The following is a 20,786-nucleotide window of genomic DNA, read 5'->3' as shown; positions in this document are numbered from 1 at the left end:
AGTCATTGTCTGATACTTTATCAGTACATCATGGGTGAACTCTACACCATTATTTCCGAAGGTAAATTTACGCAATCATGGTTTATAAGTCTGATTGCCAAAAGGATATATGACGTGATATACTAGAAATCAGAGATATCGAAAAGCAATCGCTTTTCATTTTCCAAACGGCGTTTCGCCGAAGTATACCAACACAAAAACTTATTTAACAGCGGAAAAACTTTGATTGAACTTTGTAAGAAATTCTAGTCTTTTATACCTTCTAAATCCGTGGTATGATAAATAAAAAGCAGGGGATTTCCTTTTGTGTACAATTGCAGCTTTTTCTGCACATGAAAGGAGATTTATGGCAAATGATAACTTTATCATGTTACCGACTGTAGACTTCTGTTTTAATAATCTAATGCAGAATTCTAAAGTCAGAAGAGGCTTTATAGCAGCTCTATTAAAAGTTTCACCCAATGAGATCGAAGATACCTGTATTCTTCCAACTCTGCTTTCCAGGGACACCCCGGATGATAAGCTGGGTATTCTGGATGTGAGGGTACTGCTAAAGGATCGAACCCAGATGAATCTGGGAATGCAGGTAAAATATTTTGAATACTGGGATGAACGTATCCTGTTCTATCTCTGTAAAATGTTTGACAGTCAGCTTAAAAAGGGAGACTCTTATGACAATCTGCAAAAATGTATCCATGTAAGTATCCTGGATTTCAACCATTTTCCTGGTGACAACAGTTGTTACCGCAGTTTTCATTTCCGGGATGACCGGACGGGCAGCCTTTACACTGATAAAATGGAGATTCATATACTGGAACTCAAGAAACTGCCTGCAGGTATACATACCGAGGAGGATATTATTGCATGGATGAAGTTCTTCAATGGGAAAGACAGAAAGGAGTTTGAACGAATGGCTAAAACGAACGAATATCTGGATAAAGCGTATCATACACTGGTAAATTTGAGTGCGGATGAACAAAAGCGGCTCGAATATGAGGCGAGGGAAAAAGCTCTCAAGGATTATAATACTCAGATCAGCAGTGCCGAAAAGAGAGGGATTCAAATTGGACAGCACGTCGGGGAGCAACGTGCCCGCCAGGTTTTCAAACTGCATATTCGGGGAAAATCTTTCGATGAGATCGCCGAATACTGTGATTTAACTGTTGAGAAAGTAAAAGAAATTCTGGAATAAACCTTGTTAAAAACATCCATTTGGATAAACGAAGCCTGTGCTGTCCCGGTGAAATATTTGACAGCCAGCACTTGGATATCTGAATATTGTGCAAAAAAAAGTCTTGCAGGTATATACAGCATTAAAAAATGCTGTATATACCTGCAGATTAACATTTGGCAGCCAAAAGCTCTTTTTTCATAAACACCAGAGATTATATATCAGCTTAATCCCTCTGTTTTATCATCATTTTCCAGCTGTTCCTAAGTTTCTGTTTACTTTATCTCCAGTACTTTATAGTCCTGATCTTCTACTGTCTTTTTTAATTCTTCATCTGAGATCTCTGCACTTAAGGTTACGACTGCGGTTCCTGACTCGTGGCTTACTGCCGCTTCATCCACCTGTGAAAGCGCCTCCAGGCTCTTCTTTACTCTGGCCTCACAGTGTCCGCACATCATACCCTCAATTTTCATAGTTTTTTGCATCGTTGTTTCCTCCTCTTTCTTTTTGATTTTTATTTTTTTATCTTTCGCTGCATCATACATTTTAAATAAGTTAAGCCTGAGTGCATTTGTTACTACACAGAAACTTGACAAGCTCATTGCGGCTGCACCGAACATGGGATTTAACTTCCATCCGAGCAGCGGGAACCAGACACCGGCTGCCAGCGGAATACCTATGACATTGTAGATAAATGCCCAGAATAGATTCTCATGGATATTCCGGAGGGTAGCCCTGCTTAACCGGATTGCAGCCGGCACGTCGCTCAGGCGGCTTTTCATCAGGACTACATCTGCCGCATCGATTGCGATATCTGTACCAGCGCCGATGGCAATTCCGATATCCGCCCTGGTCAGTGCGGGTGCATCATTGATTCCGTCTCCCACCATGGCGACTCTGCCCTTACGCTTCAGAGAACGGATCACGTTTTCCTTGCCGTCCGGCAGTACGCCCGCGATCACCTCATCCACTCCGGCCTGACGACCGATGGCCTTCGCTGTCCGCTCATTATCACCGGTCAGCATTACCACATGAATCCCCATGTTCTGTAATTCTTTGACAGCCCGGGGACTGTCTTCCTTAATAACATCTGCTACTGCAATGATGCCAATGAGCTGATTGCTGCGGCTGAAGAATAACGGTGTCTTTCCGTCTTCGGCCAGCTGTTCTGCCTTCTTTCTCATTGCTTCCGGAACTTTGGTATTCTCACTGATAAACTTGAAGCTGCCTCCTGTCAGAAGATCTCCGTCCATTCTGCCGGAAAGTCCATTGCCCGGGAGCGCCTGAAAGTCTGTGATCTCCTGGACATTTTGTATGTCCCGCTCCTCTGCAAGCATAAGGACAGCCCGTGCCAGGGGGTGTTCGCTTTTTTTCTCCAGCCCATAAGCCATAGCCAGGAGCTCTTCTTCTTTCAAGCCTTCTGCCGGAAGCATATCTGTTACTCTGGGCTCACCGCTTGTTATTGTCCCGGTTTTATCAAGTGCCACGATCTGCATCTTTCCGGTCTCCTCAAGGGAAACCGCTGTCTTGAACATGATCCCATGCTTTGCCCCCATACCGTTGCCGACCATGATCGCAACCGGCGTCGCCAGGCCCAGGGCACATGGGCAGCTGATAACCAGTACGGAGATTCCTCTTGCAAGAGCGAAGCCGATGGTCTGCCCGGCAAACAGCCATATCAGAATTGTCAATGCTGCAATCGCAATAACCACCGGCACAAATACACCGGATACCCGGTCTGCAACCTTGGCAATGGGCGCCTTTGTTGCCGCCGCATCGCTGACCATCTGAATAATCTGGGAAAGTGTGGTGTCTTCACCGACCCTGGTCGCCTCACACTTGATAAAACCAGAGTGGTTCAGCGTTGCTGCCGATACCGGATCCCCTGCAGCTTTGTCAATCGGAATGCTTTCTCCGGTCAGAGCAGACTCATTTACTGCACTGCTTCCTTCTATAATAATACCATCCACCGGTATATTTTCCCCGGGTCTTACTACAAAGATATCCCCTTTTACTACCTGATCAATGGATACCACTATCTCTGCTTCTCCGCGCAGAACAGTCGCTGTCTTCGGCGCCAGTTTCATCAGGCTCTTAAGCGCATCTGTGGTTCTGCCCTTGGATCGTGCTTCCAGCATTTTTCCTACGGTAATCAAGGTCAGAATCATAGCCGCTGATTCGAAATAAAACTCATGCATGTAGTTCATCACCCCAGCCATATCGCCGTGCATCTGTGCATCAGTCATTGCAAACAGCGCATAGGTGCTGTAGATGTATGAGGCCCCCGCGCCAAGCGCGACCAGAGTATCCATATTCGGCGCCCGATGCCACAGGCTTCTAAAGCCGCTGATGAAAAACTTCTGGTTCACTACCATGATTACCGTGGTAAACAACAGCTGAATCAGTCCCATTGCCACATGATTTCCATCCAGAACTGCCGGAACAGGCCAGTTCCACATCATATGTCCCATCGATACATACATCAACGGAACCAAAAAACAGAGCGATGCGATCAGCCTCTTTTTTAGTATTGGAGTTTCTCTGTCTTTTAAAAGATCATTTTCCGCCGGAGCCTTCGTTGAAGCGCCTGATTTGTCACCGGAAACTTTCGGGGCAGCTTCATAACCTGCCTCTTCTACTGCTGCAATAATATCAGAAGCCGAAGCGCCGCCTTCTACTCCCATGGAATTTGTCAGCAGGCTGACCGAACAGGACGTAACTCCCGGAACTTTGGCGACTGCCTTTTCCACACGGGCACTGCAGGCTGCACAGCTCATTCCTGTTACTGAATATTGTTCCATCTTCTGCCTCCTATCTCATTAATTTCTGTAAAGTTACAACCAACTCGTCTATCGTCTCTTCCTTTCCTGCCCTGATGTCATCCGCAACGCAGGTTCTGATATGATTCGCAAGAAGTACTTTATTAAAACTGTTCAGAGCGGCATTAACTGCCGACACCTGTATCAGAATGTCTGTACAGTAAGTATCGCTCTCCACCATTCTTTTTATACCACGGATCTGCCCCTCAATCCTGTTCAGACGGTTTACGAGATCCTTATATTCCTTCTCTGAACGTTCTTTTTTCTTGTGGCAGCATTCCTTGTTCTCTTCCATTTGTATCACCTCTTTCCAAGGTCATTATATACCCCCACCAGGTATATTGCAAGTGGAAATATTAAAAAATATATTCAAAGGGGGGAGCCGGACTTCTGCGGGGCAGGAAACTTCTGGGCACCTTTTCGAAGGCTGGCCGTTTGCCTAGAGTCACTAGATAAAAACCACAGCGAATAGGGAGGCACCAACCGGCATTCACCCCGCAATTCTGATGAATTGCGCGGCTCAGGCCGGTTTAAATGCTGCTTCGAAAGCAGCATTTATCCTCCCTATCCGCTGTGGTTTTTATCAAGTGACTCTATGGCGCTCTCTATGCCTTCCGAAAAGGTGCCCAGAAGTTTCCTGCCCCGCAGAAGTCCGGCTCCCCACAGGCTGTGTGCTTCCAGTAGGATGGATATGCTTTTTTGGAGGAGGTTCTTGCGGTTGAAGCGGATGGGATTGGATACACGGTGGTTGTAATCTTTTGTTTGGTAATAGCTTTTTGGGATTTTGTTCCTTCTTTTGTTTTATTTTAAACAGCTTATTTTTGAACGCATTTTGCGACTTCCTGAGCTACTTTGGCGGCTACCCGTTTGTCGAATGGGGAGGGGATGATATAGTCTGGGTTCAATTCTTTTTCGTTTACCAGTGATGCTATTGCACGGGCGGCTGCCAGCTTCATGTCGTAGGTGATGTCTCTTGCTCCTGCGTCCAGTGCTCCCCTGAAGAGACCGGGGAAGGCAAGGACGTTGTTGATTTGGTTCGGGTAGTCGGAACGTCCGGTTCCGATTATTTTTACTCCTGCTTCTTTGGCATCTTCGTAAGTAATTTCCGGCGTGGGGTTTGCCATTGCGAATACGATTGGTTCCGGCGCCATCGTGCGCACCATTTTTTTTGTCAAAATGTTTCCCGCGGAAACTCCTATGAAGACATCTGCCCCCCTGACTGCATCCTGGAGGGTTCCGGTGATTTTCTCCGGATTTGTAAGTCTTGCTAGCTCCAGTTTATGCCCAACGGCAAAGGAACATCCTTCCGCCAGTATCCCTCCCAGGTCACAGATCGTCATATGCTTTACGCCTGCATGAAACAGCATTTTGGCAATTGCGGTGCCTGCGCTGCCCGGACCGTTAAGTACAACTTTTATGCCGTCTATTTTCTTGCCCACTACCTTAAGCGCATTCATCAGCGCAGCCGTCGTTACAATTGCCGTTCCGTGCTGGTCGTCATGGAAAACCGGTATGTCCAGTTCCTTTTCTAGTCTCTGCTCGATCTCGAAACATTTGGGCGAACAAATATCCTCCAGGTTAATACCGCCGAAACCTGGGGCAATACGTTTCACGGTCTCAATAATTTCTTCCGTATCTTTCGTATCCAGACATATGGGAAATGCATCCACACCTCCAAACGCTTTAAACAGGATGGCTTTTCCTTCCATGACCGGCATCGCTGCTTTCGGGCCGATGTCACCCAGTCCCAGCACTGCCGTACCATCCGTTACAACAGCTACTAAATTGCCTTTTGCGGTATAGTTATATGCTTTTTTCTCATCCCTGTGTATTTCCATACAGGGCCGGGCAACGCCGGGCGTATAGGCGGTACTTAGGTCTTCCCTTGTTTCCAGGGGAACTTTACTGCAAACCTCGATTTTCCCATGGAATTTTTCATGCATATGCAGTGCTTCTTTTTCGTAATCCATAACTGACACCTCTTTCTTCTTCCTTTACCTGTTATTTGTCTATCCTGTTGTACGATTCACCTTTTTGCATCCTTATGCTTCTATTTGTTTTTTGAGCAGCAGCTCTTTCCCTGATATCCCGGGCTCTGTCATATTCTTCACATCCAGTATTTCATTCAGCTCCGCCTCATTGAGCAATCCCTCATCCAGGATCAGCTTTCTGACAGGGACTTTACTTTTCAAAGCCTCTTTCGCCAGAGCAGCAGATTTCGCATAGCCGACATGAGGACAGAGAGCCGTCACGATCCCCACGCTGTTATCCACTAATTCCCTGCAGCGTTCCTTGTTTGCTGTAATCCCATTTACACAATTATCCACAAAAGTCTCCACCGCATATGCCAGTGTATCAATTGACTGAAACAGGCAGTAGAACACGATCGGTTCAAAAGCATTTAATTCCAGCTGTCCTGCTTCGGCAGCCATTGTGATTGTCATATCATTTCCAATAATAAGAAAGGCAACCTGGTTCACAACTTCCGGGATGACCGGATTCACCTTCCCCGGCATTATGGAAGAACCATTCTGTTTTGCTGGCAGATTGATCTCCCCAAAACCGCATCTTGGCCCCGAAGACATCAGACGGAAGTCATTTGCAATTTTAGAAAGCGTTACGGCACAGGCCTTAACTGCCCCCGATACAGCCACAAACGGATCCAGATTCTGGGTGGCATCGATCAGATCATATGCCTGCACAAAATCCATTCCGCTGATCTGTGCAAGGTTCGGAACGATCCGCCGCAGGTATGCTTCATCCGCATTAATGCCGGTCCCGATCGCCGTCCCGCCTAAATTCAGAGTCCGCATCTCCTCCTGCGCTTTTTCCATACGGTTAAGATCTCTTTGTATTGCCGCGGAATAAGCCCTGAACTCCTGCCCGAGCCTGATCGGAACTGCATCCTGCATCTGCGTCCTGCCCATTTTTACGATAGAGTCAAATTCCTCCGCTTTAACGCGCAGAGCCTTATGTAAACGCTCCAATTCCTTCCTGGCATTCTTGAGCAGCTTCAGAGAAGTCATCTTCCCCGCCGTAGGTATTACATCGTTGGTTGACTGTCCGCAGTTGACATGGTCATTCGGATGCACAATGGAATAGTCCCCCTTCTGCCCGCCCAATATCTCAATTGCACGGTTGGCAATCACCTCGTTAGCGTTCATATTAATGGAGGTTCCTGCGCCCCCCTGAATCGGGTCTACTATAAAAGCATTGTGCAGCTTTCCCTCCAGTATTTCATCACAAGCTTTTACAACCGCCTCAGCAATATGTTTATCCAGCAGTCCGGCCTCACAATTAGTGATCGCCGCTGCCTTCTTAATCTGCGCCAGACTGTTGATAATCTCCGGATGCATTGACAGCCCCGTAATCCTGAAGTTTTCTGCAGCCCGCAGAGACTGAACCCCATAGTAGACCCCTTCCGGAATATCCTTCGTTCCAATCGAGTCCTTCTCAGTCCGGCACTCCATTCCATCCACATTTTTTGTCATAACCATAACATAAGACCTCCTAACCATAACTTCCATTTGCTAGCCATATTATAAATCCAGAATTTTCTATAATCAAAGACATATATTTGTATATCAGATATAAGTATTTGATTATATTCGGGGCATCCATCTGTTTTCTCAATATTCTCAAATTTCGTTTTGCAAGTTTTATGTTAAGAACTTGCAAATTTATATTGACAGCATTATGTGGAAGGTGGTAAAGTACTCTGAAATACCCTAATTTCAAATACGCAAAAATATTATATGAAAGTCAGGAGGTAAAATTATGCATTCCTTGATTCAAAAGTTTATTCTTCCCAAAGAACTTGAAAACATTGTCTCCAACAGCCCAAGTGTGATCATTCCAGAAAGCAAAGAAATGCTCTTTGAACTAATCTTTGGAAATGAGCACACCGACGAAATTGAAGTCCTCTATAATGTAGAAGGCAGAATGGTGCTGGAAGCCACGGTCGCCCGCTGCCGCAATGGCGCTGCCGTCAATTTTGCCGAAGATTATATGCGCCGCCGCGATGCGGATTCTATGCGGATTGGGGATGATCTGCCAACTGATAAGCTCCGGTTTCAAGATGCTTATGGTTATGAATTTTCTTCCGTCAAAGAGCAGACTTTTCAGTGGCTTTCAGGTCAGGAGATAATCATCATACCGTTTAAAGCCGGAGGGGTTGAGTATGGCTACAATTCATTGCTGGTCTGTCCCCGCAACGCTGCATTTTTTGCATTTGCCGTTTCACAGCTTCAGGCGTTTGTGAATGCAAGAACGATAGAAGAACCGTACAGGCCGCGGGCAATTGTCTATGTGGCGCCGCCGTTCCGGCATACTCATTTTCACGGCAGACAGGTCTGTGTACACTGCCGTACCAGCGAATTGCATGAAGTATTTTCCTACAATCTTTATCCCGGCCCTTCTGCCAAAAAAGGGATTTACAGTGTACTTCTTGACATTGGTGAGCAGGAAGGCTGGGTAACGGCCCATGCTTCAGCAGCCCGCATTATTACGCCCTATGAGAATGAAATGGTTATGATGCATGAAGGTGCATCCGGAGGCGGTAAGAGCGAACTGCTGCAGGATGTGCACCGTGAGTCTGACGGCCGCGTCCTTCTTGGCGTCAATACACTGACGGGAGATAAACGCTATATCACCATGAGCGATACCTGTACAATCGAGCCGGTTACGGATGACATGGCGAACTGCAATCCCCGCATCCAGACAGGCAGTGGGAAACTGGCGCTTACAGATGGCGAGGATGGCTGGTTTGTCCGGGTAGACGGAATTACAGAATACGGATGCGATCCGCTTTATGAAAAAATTGCTGTTCACTCTAAGGAGCCGCTGGTATTTTTTAATCTTCAGGCTGTTCCGCGTTCGACCTGTCTTCCGTGGGACCATACCATTGAGTCAGATGGAAAACCATGCCCGAACCCCCGGGTCATCATACCGCGCCGCTTGATTCCGAACATCGTCACCAGCCCGGTGGAAGTCAATGTGCGGAGCTTTGGCGTACGGACTCCTCCGACCACCGCAAAACATCCGGATTACGGCATACTCGGACTGATGCAGGTCATTCCGCCGGCAATTGCATGGCTGTGGCGTCTGGTCGCGCCGCGCGGATACAATAATCCAAGTATTAACGGAAGCTCTCCGCTTGCCGCCGAGGGAGTTGGTTCCTACTGGCCATTTGCGACCGGGCAGCGGGTAAAACAGGCGAATTATCTTTTAGAGCAGATCCTAAGCTGCCCGAAAACAAGATATGTATTGATCCCCAACCAGCACATCGGGATTTACAAAGTTGGATTTGCTGCCGAATGGATTTCCCGGGAATACCTGGCCCGCCGCGGAGGCGTTAATATGAAAATGGACCGTCTGACCCCGGCCCGCTGTTCCCTGCTTGGATATTCACTGAAACAGATGAAAGTAGACGGCCAGTCGATTTCTTCCAAATTCCTTCGTCCGGAAAACCAGGAAACCCTTGGAGAAGCAGGCTATGATAAAGGCGCGGGGATTCTTTACGACTTCTTTGAAAAAGAACTTTCTGTTTACGATACAGAGGAACTTCATCCGGTAGGAAAAGAAATTCTGGAATGCTTTAAAAACCGAGGTTCTGCAGAGGATTACTGCAAGATAATCAAATTAGGACTCCAGCCGTAAGATGACAGATTAGATGGCGGATCAGGAAAAAGATCACAAAAAGAAGGCTGTGCACAGCTGATATGAATCAGTCAGTGCAGCAGCCCCCTGTTTACATCCTTTTATAGAATTTCTTACACTTCGAATATCAAATCGCCATAGGATGGCATCGGCCATACATCTTTATCCACGATCATCTCCAGCGCATCTACCGGTTTCCGTAGATTTTCCATAGCCGGAAATACAGCGGAATGATAGAAGTTCGCCTGTACAGCGCCCTCTTCCTTCTCTGCTGCTTCTTCCGTCACTTTAATCAGTGTTTTCAGATTGGTTTTCGTTTCGACAAGAAGCGCTGATACTTCATTAAGCAGTTCACTCTGCACACTGGTATCTGCCCCGGCAGCCTTTACTGCAAGAATTGTATCTGCAAGTGTCTTTGTATAGTTCATGATTGCAGGGATGATCTGCTTGCTCGCCATATCGATCATGGTGCGGGCCTCAATGTTGATGGCCTTGGCATAGCTTTCGTACTGGATTTCCGCACGTGATTCCAGTTCAGCCCTTGTAAAGACATTGAACTTCTCAAACAAGGTTACCGCCTTTTCAGTCGTCATTGCCGGAATTGCTTCGACCATGGATTTGATGTTCGGAAGCCCCCGTCTTTCGGCCTCCGCTACCCATGCTTCTGAGTAGCCGTCACCATTGAATACGATCTTCTGGTTTTCTATCGCATATTCTTTGATCAGATCGTGAACAGCCATATCAAAGTCGTCAGCTTTCTCAAGCACATCGCATGCTTCTGAAAATGCCTCCGCTACGATTGTGTTTAACACAATATTCGGGGCAGCTACAGAGTCGCGTGAACCAACCATGCGGAATTCAAATTTATTTCCGGTAAATGCAAACGGGGAGGTTCTGTTTCGGTCCGTTGCGTCCTTCGCAAGATCCGGCAGAGTCTTCACTCCGGTCTCCAGCTTTCCGCCCTTAAGGCTATGTGTTGCCTCGCCTGTGCTGACCAGCTGCTCCAGTACATCCTCGAGCTGTTCGCCGAGGAAAACAGAAATGATAGCCGGCGGAGCCTCATTTGCACCTAATCTGTGATCATTTCCCGGGTCTGCAGCCGATTCACGCAGCAAATCTGCATGCCTGTTAACCGCCTTCAGAATACAGGTCAGCACCATCAGAAACTGTGTGTTTTCATGCGGGGTCTTTCCCGGTTCGAGCATGTTGATTCCATCGTCCGTAGTCAGGGACCAGTTATCGTGCTTGCCGGAACCATTCACACCTGCAAAGGGCTTTTCATGGAGCAGGCACTTCATGCCATGCTGGCATGCTACCCTCTTCAGAGTCTGCATTACCAGGTGATTGTGATCTACTGCAATATTCGCTTCCGCATAGATGGGAGCCAGCTCATGCTGTGCCGGGGCTACTTCATTATGCTGTGTCTTTGCCGATACACCTACCTTCCAGAGTTCTTCGTTGACATCCTTCATGAAGGATGCAACTCTCTGGCGTATCGTTCCGAAATAGTGGTCATCCAGCTCCTGCCCCTTCGGAGGCATCGCCCCAAACAGCGTACGTCCTGTATAGATCAGGTCCTTCCTCTGTCTGAATTTCTGCGCATCTACCAGAAAATACTCCTGTTCCGGTCCAACAGATGGAGTCACTTTTTTAGATGTCGTATTTCCAAACAGACGGAGCAGTCTGAGAGACTGTTTGCTGACAGCCTCCATAGAACGGAGCAGAGGTGTCTTCTGATCCAGTGCCTCCCCCTTATAAGAGCAGAATGCCGTCGGTATACAAAGTGTCGCTCCCGCAGCGTCCTGTCTCACAAATGCCGGTGAAGTACAGTCCCAGGCCGTATATCCTCTCGCCTCAAATGTAGCGCGCAGCCCTCCCGACGGGAAGGAGGATGCATCCGGTTCTCCTTTGATCAGTTCTTTTCCAGAGAAGCTCATCAGCACTTTGCCGCTCGGCAGAGGCGCTGAAATGAAGGAGTCATGCTTCTCGGCGGTCACACCTGTCAGAGGCTGGAACCAGTGCGTGTAGTGAGTTGCCCCCTTCTCGATCGCCCATTCCTTCATTTCATGTGCAATGACATCGGCTGTTTCAAGATCCAGTTCCTTTCCTTCCTCTATCGTTCTCTTCAGGTTTTTATAGATTTTTTTCGGCAAACGTTCCTGCATCACAGTATCGTTAAAAACATTTTCCCCAAAAATCTCTGCAACATTGACTAGTTCTGCGCTCATAAATCCTTCCTTTCTCTTCGCTTTTCAAATTTGTAGAACCGGGCAGACTTGCGAATCCCCGTTTTCAATTACTTTATTTTATGGGCCGGCATAAGGCTTATGTATACCCATAAAGTAAAAGGGCACTCCAAGTTATCTTGGAACGCCCTTGTTCGTATCTACGTTTGTCAGTATACCTCAATCGTCCAGGAAATTCAAGTAAAAATTAAAATTTTTATTCAGCTTTACCAACTGATCCAAACAATTCCATTTTTTCCTTAACGGTCTCCATAATTGCATCTGTACCTGGTTTCAGTAACTTACGCGGGTCAAAGCCTTTTCCTTCCAGGTCTTTTCCAGCCTCAATATATTTACGTGTAGCAGCCGCGAATGATAACTGGCATTCTGTATTTACATTGATCTTTGCTACGCCCAGATCAATTGCCTTTTTGATCATATCTTCCGGAATTCCTGTACCGCCATGAAGCACCAGAGGCATGTCCCCAGTCAGCTGCTGGATTGCATCCAAAGTCTCAAAGCTCAGCCCTTCCCAGTTGTCCGGGTATTTTCCATGGATATTGCCGATTCCTGCTGCCAGGAAATCAATTCCAAGGTCTGCAACCATCTTGCATTCCTGCGGATCAGCACACTCGCCCTTACCGATCACGCCGTCCTCCTCGCCGCCGATGGAGCCGACTTCTGCTTCCAGAGACATTCCGTGTTCTTTTACGATCTGCACAAGCTCTTTTGTCTTTGCAACGTTCTCCTCGATTGGATAGTGGGAACCGTCAAACATGATAGAAGAAAATCCTGCTTCCACACACTTCAGGCATCCTTCGTAGCTGCCGTGATCCAGATGAAGTGCAACTGGGACAGTGATGTTGAGTTCTTCCATCATCCCATTTACCATACCTACCACTGTCTTATAACCTGTCATATATTTTCCTGCGCCTTCCGATACACCTAAAATTACCGGAGAGCTGCACTCCTGGGCTGCTGTCAAAATTGCTTTTGTCCATTCCAGGTTGTTGATGTTAAACTGTCCGACTGCGTAATGGCCAGCCTTTGCCTTTTGAAGCATTTCTTTTGCTGATACTAACATATAATCCTCCTTCACTACTATGACTTGCCGGGGTAAACCGGTAAGCATGTTTGTTATCAAATCTTTTTACATTATAGCTTATTGATGGGGAAAAGACAATCTAAAAATCATAATTAATGCTGGCAGGGGGGACGCCAGAGGCGGAACGGGACGGGGACAGACGGAAGCATCTATGTGTCTGGTATGCGGACGCTGCGCTAAGCAGCAGTAAGAGGAAACGCACAAAATCTGCCGGCACTGTACACATTCACCGCCTACTCTGATGAGTAGACGGCTCAGGTGTACAGAAAAGTTGCTTCGGTAGCAACTTTTCTCCGGCAGATTTTGTGCGTTCCCTCTAACTGCTGCTAAGCTCGTTTTATGCATACCAGACACATAGATGCTTCCGTCTGTCCCCGTCCCATTCCGCCCCTGGCTGGCTCATCCTGTCAGAAGGAATTATGACCGTCTCCGACGGTATCTTAGGCCGGGTACGGCGGATGGGCGGAGATGTTTCGGCGGTGGTATTTAGGGGGGGTTATATTTTTTTGGACAGGTTTATATTGTCATTGCGGACTCGTAGGCTGCCCATATTGCGTCCATTACGTTGGTGGGCTGTTTGGCGTCTCCTATTAGGTGGACATTGTCTGCTTTGATTTTTTCATATAGGTTCTGATCCGGGGTATAACCGACGGATACTACTATGTGGTCGGCTGGGATTTCGTGTTTTACTTTCATTCCCTGCGGGCCGAGGGCGAACATGCGCTTTGCACGGTTGGCAGCGTTCGGATAGTTCTTTTCTGTTTCACATACAACGGCAATCCCTTCTTTGTAGCTCTCGACTACTGCGTTTTTGATTACTTTGACTTTGTAGTAGTCAAGCAGTTCCATTAACATGTTGTAGTTTGCTGCGGCAAGGCCGAAGGCGTTCAGAATGGTGTCGGCCATTTCTACTATGGTTACTTTTTTGCCTTCCCGGCCTAACATGTAGGCTATCTCGCATCCTGTCAGACCGCCTCCTACGATTAGGACGTTGTCGCCTTTTATGTCGGCGCTTCTGAGGGTTTCTATGGCGTATGTGACGTTTTCGGCATCGAATCCCGGTGTGTCCAGTTTCCTTTCGTTGGCTCCTGTTGCTACGAATATCTCGTCGTATCCTGCGGACATTTCTGCTGTTGCTTCTGTATTCATATGTACATTGACCGGAAGGTCGCTCATTTGTTTTTTGTACCATTTCAGGAGATTTTTATCATCGTCTTTGAAGTCGGGGGTTGCTGCGGCTACAAAGACGCCTCCGAGTTCTCCTGTTTTTTCAAACAGATCTACTTCATGGCCGCGCAGTGCGCAGACTCTTGCTGCCTCCATGCCTCCCAGGCCGCCTCCGATTACCATGACTTTTTTCTTTGTCTCTGCCGGTTTTAATGCGTAGCTCTTTTCTCTACCGCAGGCCGGGTTGACCGCACAGCTGATGTCTTTGCCCTGGAAGATTCTTCCCAGGCACCCCTGATGGCAGGATATACATGGACGTACGTCATCCAGGCGCTCTTCATAGAACTTGCGGCCCAGCTCCGGATCTGCCAACAGCGGTCGGCCCATGCCCATGATATCGATCTGGCCCTCAGATATTGCTTTTTCGGCAAGTTCAGGATCATCAAAACGTCCTGCGCATACGACTGGTATATTTACTGCTTTTTTAACTGCCGCCACATCCTTTAAGTTGCAGGCTTTTGGCATATACACCGGCGGATGCGGCCAGAACCAGGAATCATAGCTTCCATTATCGCAGTTGAGCATATCGTAACCGTATTCCTCCAGCATTTTTGCAACTGTTACGCCTTCCTCTAAATCCCGACCCATTTCTTCGAATTCTTCTCCCGGAAGCGCTCCGCGGTTGTAATCCTTCACATAGCTGCGCACACTGTAGCGCACGGATACAGGGAAATCTTTTCCACACTTTTCTTTGATGGCCTCCACGATCTCTTTGGGGAATCTTAAACGGTTCTCCAGGCAGCCGCCATACTCGTCCGTACGTTTGTTATAGAATCCGATTGCAAACTGATCCAGCAGATAGCCTTCATGGACGGCGTGGATTTCAACGCCATCGCAGCCAGCCTGCTTCACCAGATACGCTGCCTGTGCAAAATTTTCTACGTATTTGTGAATCTCCTCTTTGGAGATTCCCCTGTTCTTTATGGTTGGATCCCATACATTTTGAATCGGCGCCGGCGCCGGAAGCATCTTCCAGTCTGTTTCGCTCTCAATATGCCCTGCTCTCCCCGTCATGGCCGTCAGTTGGACAAATACCTTGGAACCATATTCATGGACTCCGTCCGCCAGATATTTCATCGCAGGTACATATTCATCCGGAAAATTAACTGGATTTCTTACCGGAATCGGTATAATCGGCACTAATCCTGTCACGATCAGACCGGTACCGCCTTTGGCACGCTCAATATAATAGTCCGCGCCGTCCTTTGTATATGCTCCGGTCTTCTGATTCATCAGACGTGGTGAAAACACACCCATCGGCATCATGGCAATGCGGTTTGGCACCTCTGTGTTTCCTACTTTAATCGGCGAAAATAAATGTTTGTACTTTGTAGACATAGACAACTCCTTTCAGCTTTTCAACAAGTTCTGTTAAAATTATAACACTTTATTTGGTGCAAATCTATTGACACAGAATACAATTCGCCGAATGTTATTTTGTTAAAATTGACTATAAACGATACTGTTCAGACCGTGCCGTGCACCCCGCTGCACGGCACGGAGCCGATGACGTGATGGTCTCGGGGCATCTGCACCTCGCCATAGGCGACTTTAAATGGGCAGATGCCGTTACTGTGCACGCCGGCAGGGTGTGCACAATAACTTATAATTGTACTACCGCCTTGTCAAAAAGGGAATACTCGTGTTATCCTAAAAAAAGATTTACACAACATAGACACGGCATGTATCATACCGAATTAGGGGGATTTATGAAGCCACAGACTAACCGCCAGAGACAGGCAATTGCAACAAAACATAAGATTTTCTCCTGTGCAGTATCTCTGTTCGCAGAGAAGTCTTATGAAAACGTAACGGTCCAGGATATCTGTGATAAGGCAGAGGTATCCGTAGGCGCCTTTTATCATCATTTTAAAAGCAAGGAGAATATATTGGACGAGGGTTACCGTCTGTTTGACCAGCAGTCCGAAGAAGCCTGGAAGAACGGACACCCCGATTCTCCGCTGGAGGCCATCCATTTTCTTATCTCAGGGCAGGCCCGCTCTATGGAAGATATGGGCGCCATGGCCGCACTCCAGTATTTTAAACATCAGCTGTCCAGCAAAGAAAAATATATCCTGAACAAGGACCGATTCTTTTATCAGACGATCTATCACGCCGTGCTGGAAGAGACTTCCGCCGGCACCCTTCTGGGCGATCCGGCCGCGATCACAGAAGACATCCTGGGAATTACCAGGGGAATGATCTATGACTGGTGTCTCCACGAGGGCGGATACGCCCTGTCAGAACGTACAAACCACGCGCTGGATATGATTCTCAGCTATTACCAAAAACAGGGGACGAACTAAGGGGGAGAGCTGTCATTAACGCAGTATTTTCTCGACATAGAGGGAGGTAAATTGAACATTACCAGACGATTTGCCCCCCTTTTTGAAATTTTAAGAACAAAAAAATACCGGAACCCTCATTCTCAAAGGATTTCCGGTAATTAGTTAAATGACTCCAAGGGGAATCGAACCCCTGATTCCAGCGTGAGAGGCTAGCGTCTTAACCGCTTGACCATGGAGCCATGTTCTATATTGCTTTTACAAGCGAATTTCATTATACTACACCATTTCCAAATATGCAAGCACTTTTTAAAATCTTTTGTCGATTTTTTCAACGATTTTTTTAATATTTAAAAATCCCTAAAAACGATGTCAAATTTCACCCCCTATTATAACCCTCCCCAATCGACGCTCTTAACATCTGATCGGATGCACTCAGCGAAATAAAGGGATAGCCGCCAGCCTCCTAAGGGCGCATATGCCGTTGCGAATTGCTAAAGCAGGCCTAAGAAATTCTAAGAAGCAGCCAGCTGCGAAAGTGGGGAGCATTTATGATTCCGAATCATAAATGCGGATGGCCCAGCGCGAGAAATCATGGGATTTCTCGTGATGTGCCATCCCGTGCCCCACTTTCGCGGCTGGCTGCTTCTTAGAATTTCTTAGGTTTGTGTCCGCAATTCGCAACGGCATATGCGCCCTTAGGAGGCTGGCGGCTATCCCTTTATTTCGCGCCCCCCTCCAGTCATTTCCGGCATCCACACCCTCATATCCCCTTCTTCCCGGTTCCCCCAGGCAAAATAGGGCACAGCAGTGAGCCGGACCTTTTCAGCGAAAGGCTTTGTTTCCGAATATAAGGAGTCCCATCCCTTCATATGTAATCCGTCCGCCTTAAGAAGCACCATTCCATTCAGTATCCCGCTGCTGCACGTGTACGCTTTTACCTCTGCGTCACATGGAATCCGATAGGCATGCAAAGGCCCCTCCTGGTCCACGGTCTCGAAACAGTATACCACAGGCCCTCTAAGGAAGGCCGCACATCCTGTATCTGCACGCACTTCCGGATTGGCGTACACTCTTCTTATTTTCAGGTCAAACTGTATCCGGACTGTATCCCCTTCCATCCATTCACGCCGCAGATACAGGTAACCTTTTTCTATTTTATCTGCCGCATCTGCTCTACTTCCGTTTACAAGCAGGGTAAACTCTTCTATATAATCAGGTATATGGATTGCAAGCGTAAAATTTTTCTTCGCCTTCGGGTATACCGTATAACATACATCCCCCTCCCACGGGTACCTGCTTTCCACATGAATCTCTGCTTTTTTCAGGTCAGCAGCCTGGCCCAGATATAAATGTGAATAAATGATATCCTCTTTTTCAGACCATGCATACGTCCCCAATGATGTCATCAGGCGCACAATATTCGGCGGGCAGCAAGCACAGGTATACCATTTCGGACGTCTGGGCAATACATGTTTATAACCTGCCTGCTTTCCCGATACCCCCTGCACAACCTCCAGCGGATTGACATAAAAAAATGCTTTTCCATCCAGCTGCATCCCGCTCAGAATCCCATTATAGAGCTCTCTTTCCATGATATCCGCATATTGTCCATGGGCCTCAATATCCAGCATTCTCTTTGCAAACATGACCATGGCAATGGACGCACAGGTTTCGGCATATGCGGTGTCATTCGGCAGGTCATAATCAAGAGTGAAGGCTTCTCCTTCCGCTGTGGATCCGATCCCTCCGGTAATATACATTCTTTTATTGACGATATTGTCCCAGAGCCTCCTGCATGCATCATACATGGATTCATCTTTCATCTCCATCGCCAGATCTGCCATTGCCATATACATATAGACCGCTCTCACACTATGCCCCACAGCCTTGTCCTGCTCCCTGACCGGAGCATGGCACTGGGAATACTCCCGGTCCTCAGGATCCATTCCAAAATGTATCCATCCCCGTTTCTTTTTTTCCTCCAGAAAATAATCAGGATTCTTCCCCCGTTCCTCAATAAACCATGATGCAAGCCTTAAGTATTTCTCTGCCCCTGTTGCCTTATACAGCTTTATCAGCCCTACCTCGATCTCCTGATGCCCCGGAATTCCCTGCACCCTGCCGGGCCCGAACCGTTCCTCTATATGATCTGCCAGTCGTTCTGCAACTTTGAGCAGACTGGTCTTCCCCGTCTCATTATAATAGGCTGCGGCGGCCTCCATCAGGTGCCCTGCACAATATAACTCATGACACTCCTGCAGATTCTGCCACTTATGTTCCGGCTCCTTCAGTAAAAAATACGTATCCAGGTATCCGTCTTCTTCCTGGGCTGAAGCGATGCACTCTATGACTTCATCTGCACGTTTTTCCAATTCCGGATTGCTTCTTACCGATAAAGCATACGCAACTCCTTCCAGCCATTTGACCACATCGCTGTCTTGAAATACCACCCCATAAAACCCGTCTTCCCCCTGTCCGGCCGCATTCTTAAAGTTCGCTATGGCATGGCTTTTTTCGATACCGGGTATTTCATCCTTTAAAACTTTTTCCTGATAGGGGATGGCTTCCTCAATAATCAGGTTCTGTATTTTTGACCAAAATGCATCCTTTACTTCTATGTCACTCACTTTTGTCTGGTAAATACTTTCAAATGTCCTCATGTCGATTCTCCTCGTTCCAGCCGCATAGGCGCACCCTTACAACCTTTACATCCGGCTCCACCCAGATTCCAAAGTCTGCCTCATCTCCGTTTCTTCTTCTGTGCACCTCAAACTCTCCGTCTTCATTAAATACGCCTTCTTCTATCGATATAAAATCCAGGCTCCGGGTCAGATGAAAATCACTGCCCGCCAGGTAATTAACAGGCGTCTCACCGTCCGCCGGCAGCAGGTTCAGTTGAAATCCGTCCCCTGCAATTAAGAATTCATTCTCATCACTCTGAATGATAATCCCCCGACCGCGGCATCCTCCCCGCTGCTGCCTCTTAAGATAGTCTTTGTGCTGATAATTATGCCAGTTCCAATCAGTCCCCATGCGCCCTACAAGGGAATTGCAGTTTGTAAAATAAGCAATCCCGACGTAATGACCCAGTTCCAGGTATTGGTACTGGGCGTACTCCTCCTGCATAACCGCCGTCATAGGTTTATCGTGGTAGCGGACAAGCCCTGGCGCCAGCGCCCCCAGAATCTGCAGACTTTCCGCAACAGCCTGCTCCTGGGCGCCAATCTCCCCATCATTCAGGATACTTTCAATCCCAAAGGCACAGATTCCGATTGCCCTATAGTCTGCAACCGCAGAAAACATGAACCTTGAATTCCACTCCAAAAGCCCGGACTCCGGGATAAAAAGAGGATTATCATTTCTGCTGTAGCAGTCACAGCAAGCCATATACCCCTGATTTGTCTGCTGATAGTTATCGGGAGAAATAAAATCAAGCGCATCCGCCACATACTTCCATACATCCATTACCAGGCTGACCGCGCCTCCGGAAGGGTAATCCTTCCCCGGAATCTTTAATCTGTGATTGTCCACCCACACGTTCGTGTATACCGTCGTTTGATAGCATGTACGTCCTCTGCGGGCAACTTCGTTTACATACCCTGCAACCGCATATGCGGTGAATATCTCCTCCGCATGCCTGCCGAAAGCTTCGCTCCAGCTTTGGGTCTTTCTGCCATTCGCTTCCCAGCATCCCGCAACCTGTGAATCCGGAAATGCGACCAGCATTCCCAGCATTTTCTCCGGCAATGGACAAGTAAACGCCTCTGTTGCCCGGCTCCCATAATCTCTTGCGGGGCCGTTCATAATGCCGGGTTCATTCTCTGCCTGAACAGCAAGGATGGTTTCACCCTCAGGATCCAGGATGGCAAGACGCTCCATTAACTTTTGAAAAGCCTTCCCGTCCGCCTCCATCGTTTCCCGGCAGTGCGGCGATAAAACAGGGATCTTCGCCCCATTTTCTGCTACTACCCTGTGAAAACGGCGGCCGTCCAGTTTTACCCAGGACGGTGCATACTTGCAGGTACCGTTTTTCCATGTACCAAACCAAAGCACGATCAGATAGAGGCCGTTTTCTCTCACTTTATGGTATATCTGTTCCACATCACCAAAATAAAACTGTCCTTCCTTCGGCTCAATATTCTCCCAATAGACCGGTATCTCTACCGTGTTGCCGCCAACCGCCCTGACTGCTGCGCACGCTTCATCGACCGACGCGCCGTAAGAACTGGAGTTATGGGCCTGGCCTCCTACTACGAACACCTTTTTCCCTTTACTTTCCATAAATGTTTTCAT

12 protein-coding genes and 1 tRNA gene are annotated in these 20,786 nt (G+C 47.7%); 3 read left to right on the top strand and 10 right to left on the bottom strand.

What is annotated here, in order from left to right; genetic code table 11:
- Positions 1-346 precede the first annotated feature (346 nt).
- Positions 347-1,192 carry an Rpn family recombination-promoting nuclease/putative transposase gene (locus tag GKG43_RS02890; protein ID WP_129879253.1) on the top strand — a complete coding sequence of 282 codons (846 nt, stop codon included), beginning with the start codon at positions 347-349 and terminating at the stop codon, positions 1,190-1,192.
- A gap of 254 nt (positions 1,193-1,446) precedes the next feature.
- Here the strand turns inward: GKG43_RS02890 and GKG43_RS02885 are convergent, their stop codons facing one another.
- The 4 genes from GKG43_RS02885 to GKG43_RS02870 form a co-directional block, all read right to left on the bottom strand.
- Positions 1,447-3,972: a heavy metal translocating P-type ATPase gene (locus GKG43_RS02885; RefSeq protein ID WP_129879252.1), complete on the bottom strand. Its 2,526-nt coding sequence runs from the start codon at positions 3,970-3,972 to the stop codon at positions 1,447-1,449.
- Positions 3,973-3,982: 10 nt separating this feature from the next.
- Positions 3,983-4,285: a metal-sensing transcriptional repressor gene (locus GKG43_RS02880; protein ID WP_050641870.1), complete on the bottom strand. Its 303-nt coding sequence runs from the start codon at positions 4,283-4,285 to the stop codon at positions 3,983-3,985.
- A 520-nt stretch (positions 4,286-4,805) separates the two neighbouring features.
- Complete coding sequence (locus GKG43_RS02875) at positions 4,806-5,960, bottom strand: malic enzyme-like NAD(P)-binding protein (RefSeq protein WP_129879251.1); 1,155 nt, start codon at positions 5,958-5,960, stop codon at positions 4,806-4,808.
- A gap of 72 nt (positions 5,961-6,032) precedes the next feature.
- Positions 6,033-7,487, bottom strand: a complete 1,455-nt coding sequence (locus GKG43_RS02870) for an aspartate ammonia-lyase (protein ID WP_129879250.1) — start codon at positions 7,485-7,487, stop codon at positions 6,033-6,035.
- Positions 7,488-7,767: 280 nt separating this feature from the next.
- On the opposite strand from GKG43_RS02870, the gene GKG43_RS02865 reads away from it, so the two are divergent.
- A complete protein-coding gene (locus GKG43_RS02865) occupies positions 7,768-9,648 on the top strand; it encodes a DUF4914 family protein (RefSeq protein WP_050641873.1) in 1,881 nt (626 codons plus the stop codon).
- A 113-nt stretch (positions 9,649-9,761) separates the two neighbouring features.
- On the opposite strand, the gene GKG43_RS02860 is transcribed toward GKG43_RS02865, so the two are convergent.
- The 3 genes from GKG43_RS02860 to GKG43_RS02850 form a co-directional block, all read right to left on the bottom strand.
- Entirely contained in the window at positions 9,762-11,876 is a 2,115-nt protein-coding gene (locus tag GKG43_RS02860) for a glutamine synthetase III (RefSeq protein ID WP_050641874.1), read from the bottom strand.
- A gap of 214 nt (positions 11,877-12,090) precedes the next feature.
- Positions 12,091-12,957: a class II fructose-1,6-bisphosphate aldolase gene (fba, locus tag GKG43_RS02855; RefSeq protein ID WP_050641875.1), complete on the bottom strand. Its 867-nt coding sequence runs from the start codon at positions 12,955-12,957 to the stop codon at positions 12,091-12,093.
- A gap of 537 nt (positions 12,958-13,494) precedes the next feature.
- The gene (locus GKG43_RS02850; protein WP_055154880.1) at positions 13,495-15,543 is read right to left on the bottom strand and encodes an FAD-dependent oxidoreductase; all 2,049 of its coding nucleotides are present in this window, start codon (positions 15,541-15,543) and stop codon (positions 13,495-13,497) included.
- 371 nt (positions 15,544-15,914) lie between these two features.
- Between GKG43_RS02850 and GKG43_RS02845 the strand changes: the two genes are divergently transcribed.
- On the top strand, positions 15,915-16,511 hold the full coding sequence (locus tag GKG43_RS02845; protein ID WP_055154881.1) for a TetR/AcrR family transcriptional regulator: 597 nt from the start codon (positions 15,915-15,917) through the stop codon (positions 16,509-16,511).
- Positions 16,512-16,660: 149 nt separating this feature from the next.
- Here GKG43_RS02845 and GKG43_RS02840 read toward each other — a convergent pair.
- The 3 genes from GKG43_RS02840 to GKG43_RS02830 form a co-directional block, all read right to left on the bottom strand.
- Positions 16,661-16,732 (bottom strand) — tRNA-Glu (locus GKG43_RS02840).
- Positions 16,733-17,203: 471 nt separating this feature from the next.
- Entirely contained in the window at positions 17,204-19,153 is a 1,950-nt protein-coding gene (locus GKG43_RS02835) for a beta-L-arabinofuranosidase domain-containing protein (RefSeq protein WP_129879248.1), read from the bottom strand.
- Positions 19,140-20,786, bottom strand: coding sequence for a DUF5597 domain-containing protein (locus tag GKG43_RS02830; RefSeq protein ID WP_129879247.1), 1,647 nt, complete (start codon positions 20,784-20,786; stop codon positions 19,140-19,142). Before GKG43_RS02830 ends, GKG43_RS02835 begins: the two co-directional genes overlap by 14 nt.

The organism is Eubacterium sp. BIOML-A2 (assembly GCF_009680135.1).
GTDB classification, from domain to species: domain Bacteria; phylum Bacillota; class Clostridia; order Lachnospirales; family Lachnospiraceae; genus Faecalicatena; species Faecalicatena contortus_B.
This window is presented reverse-complemented; position numbering and strand designations above follow the sequence as displayed.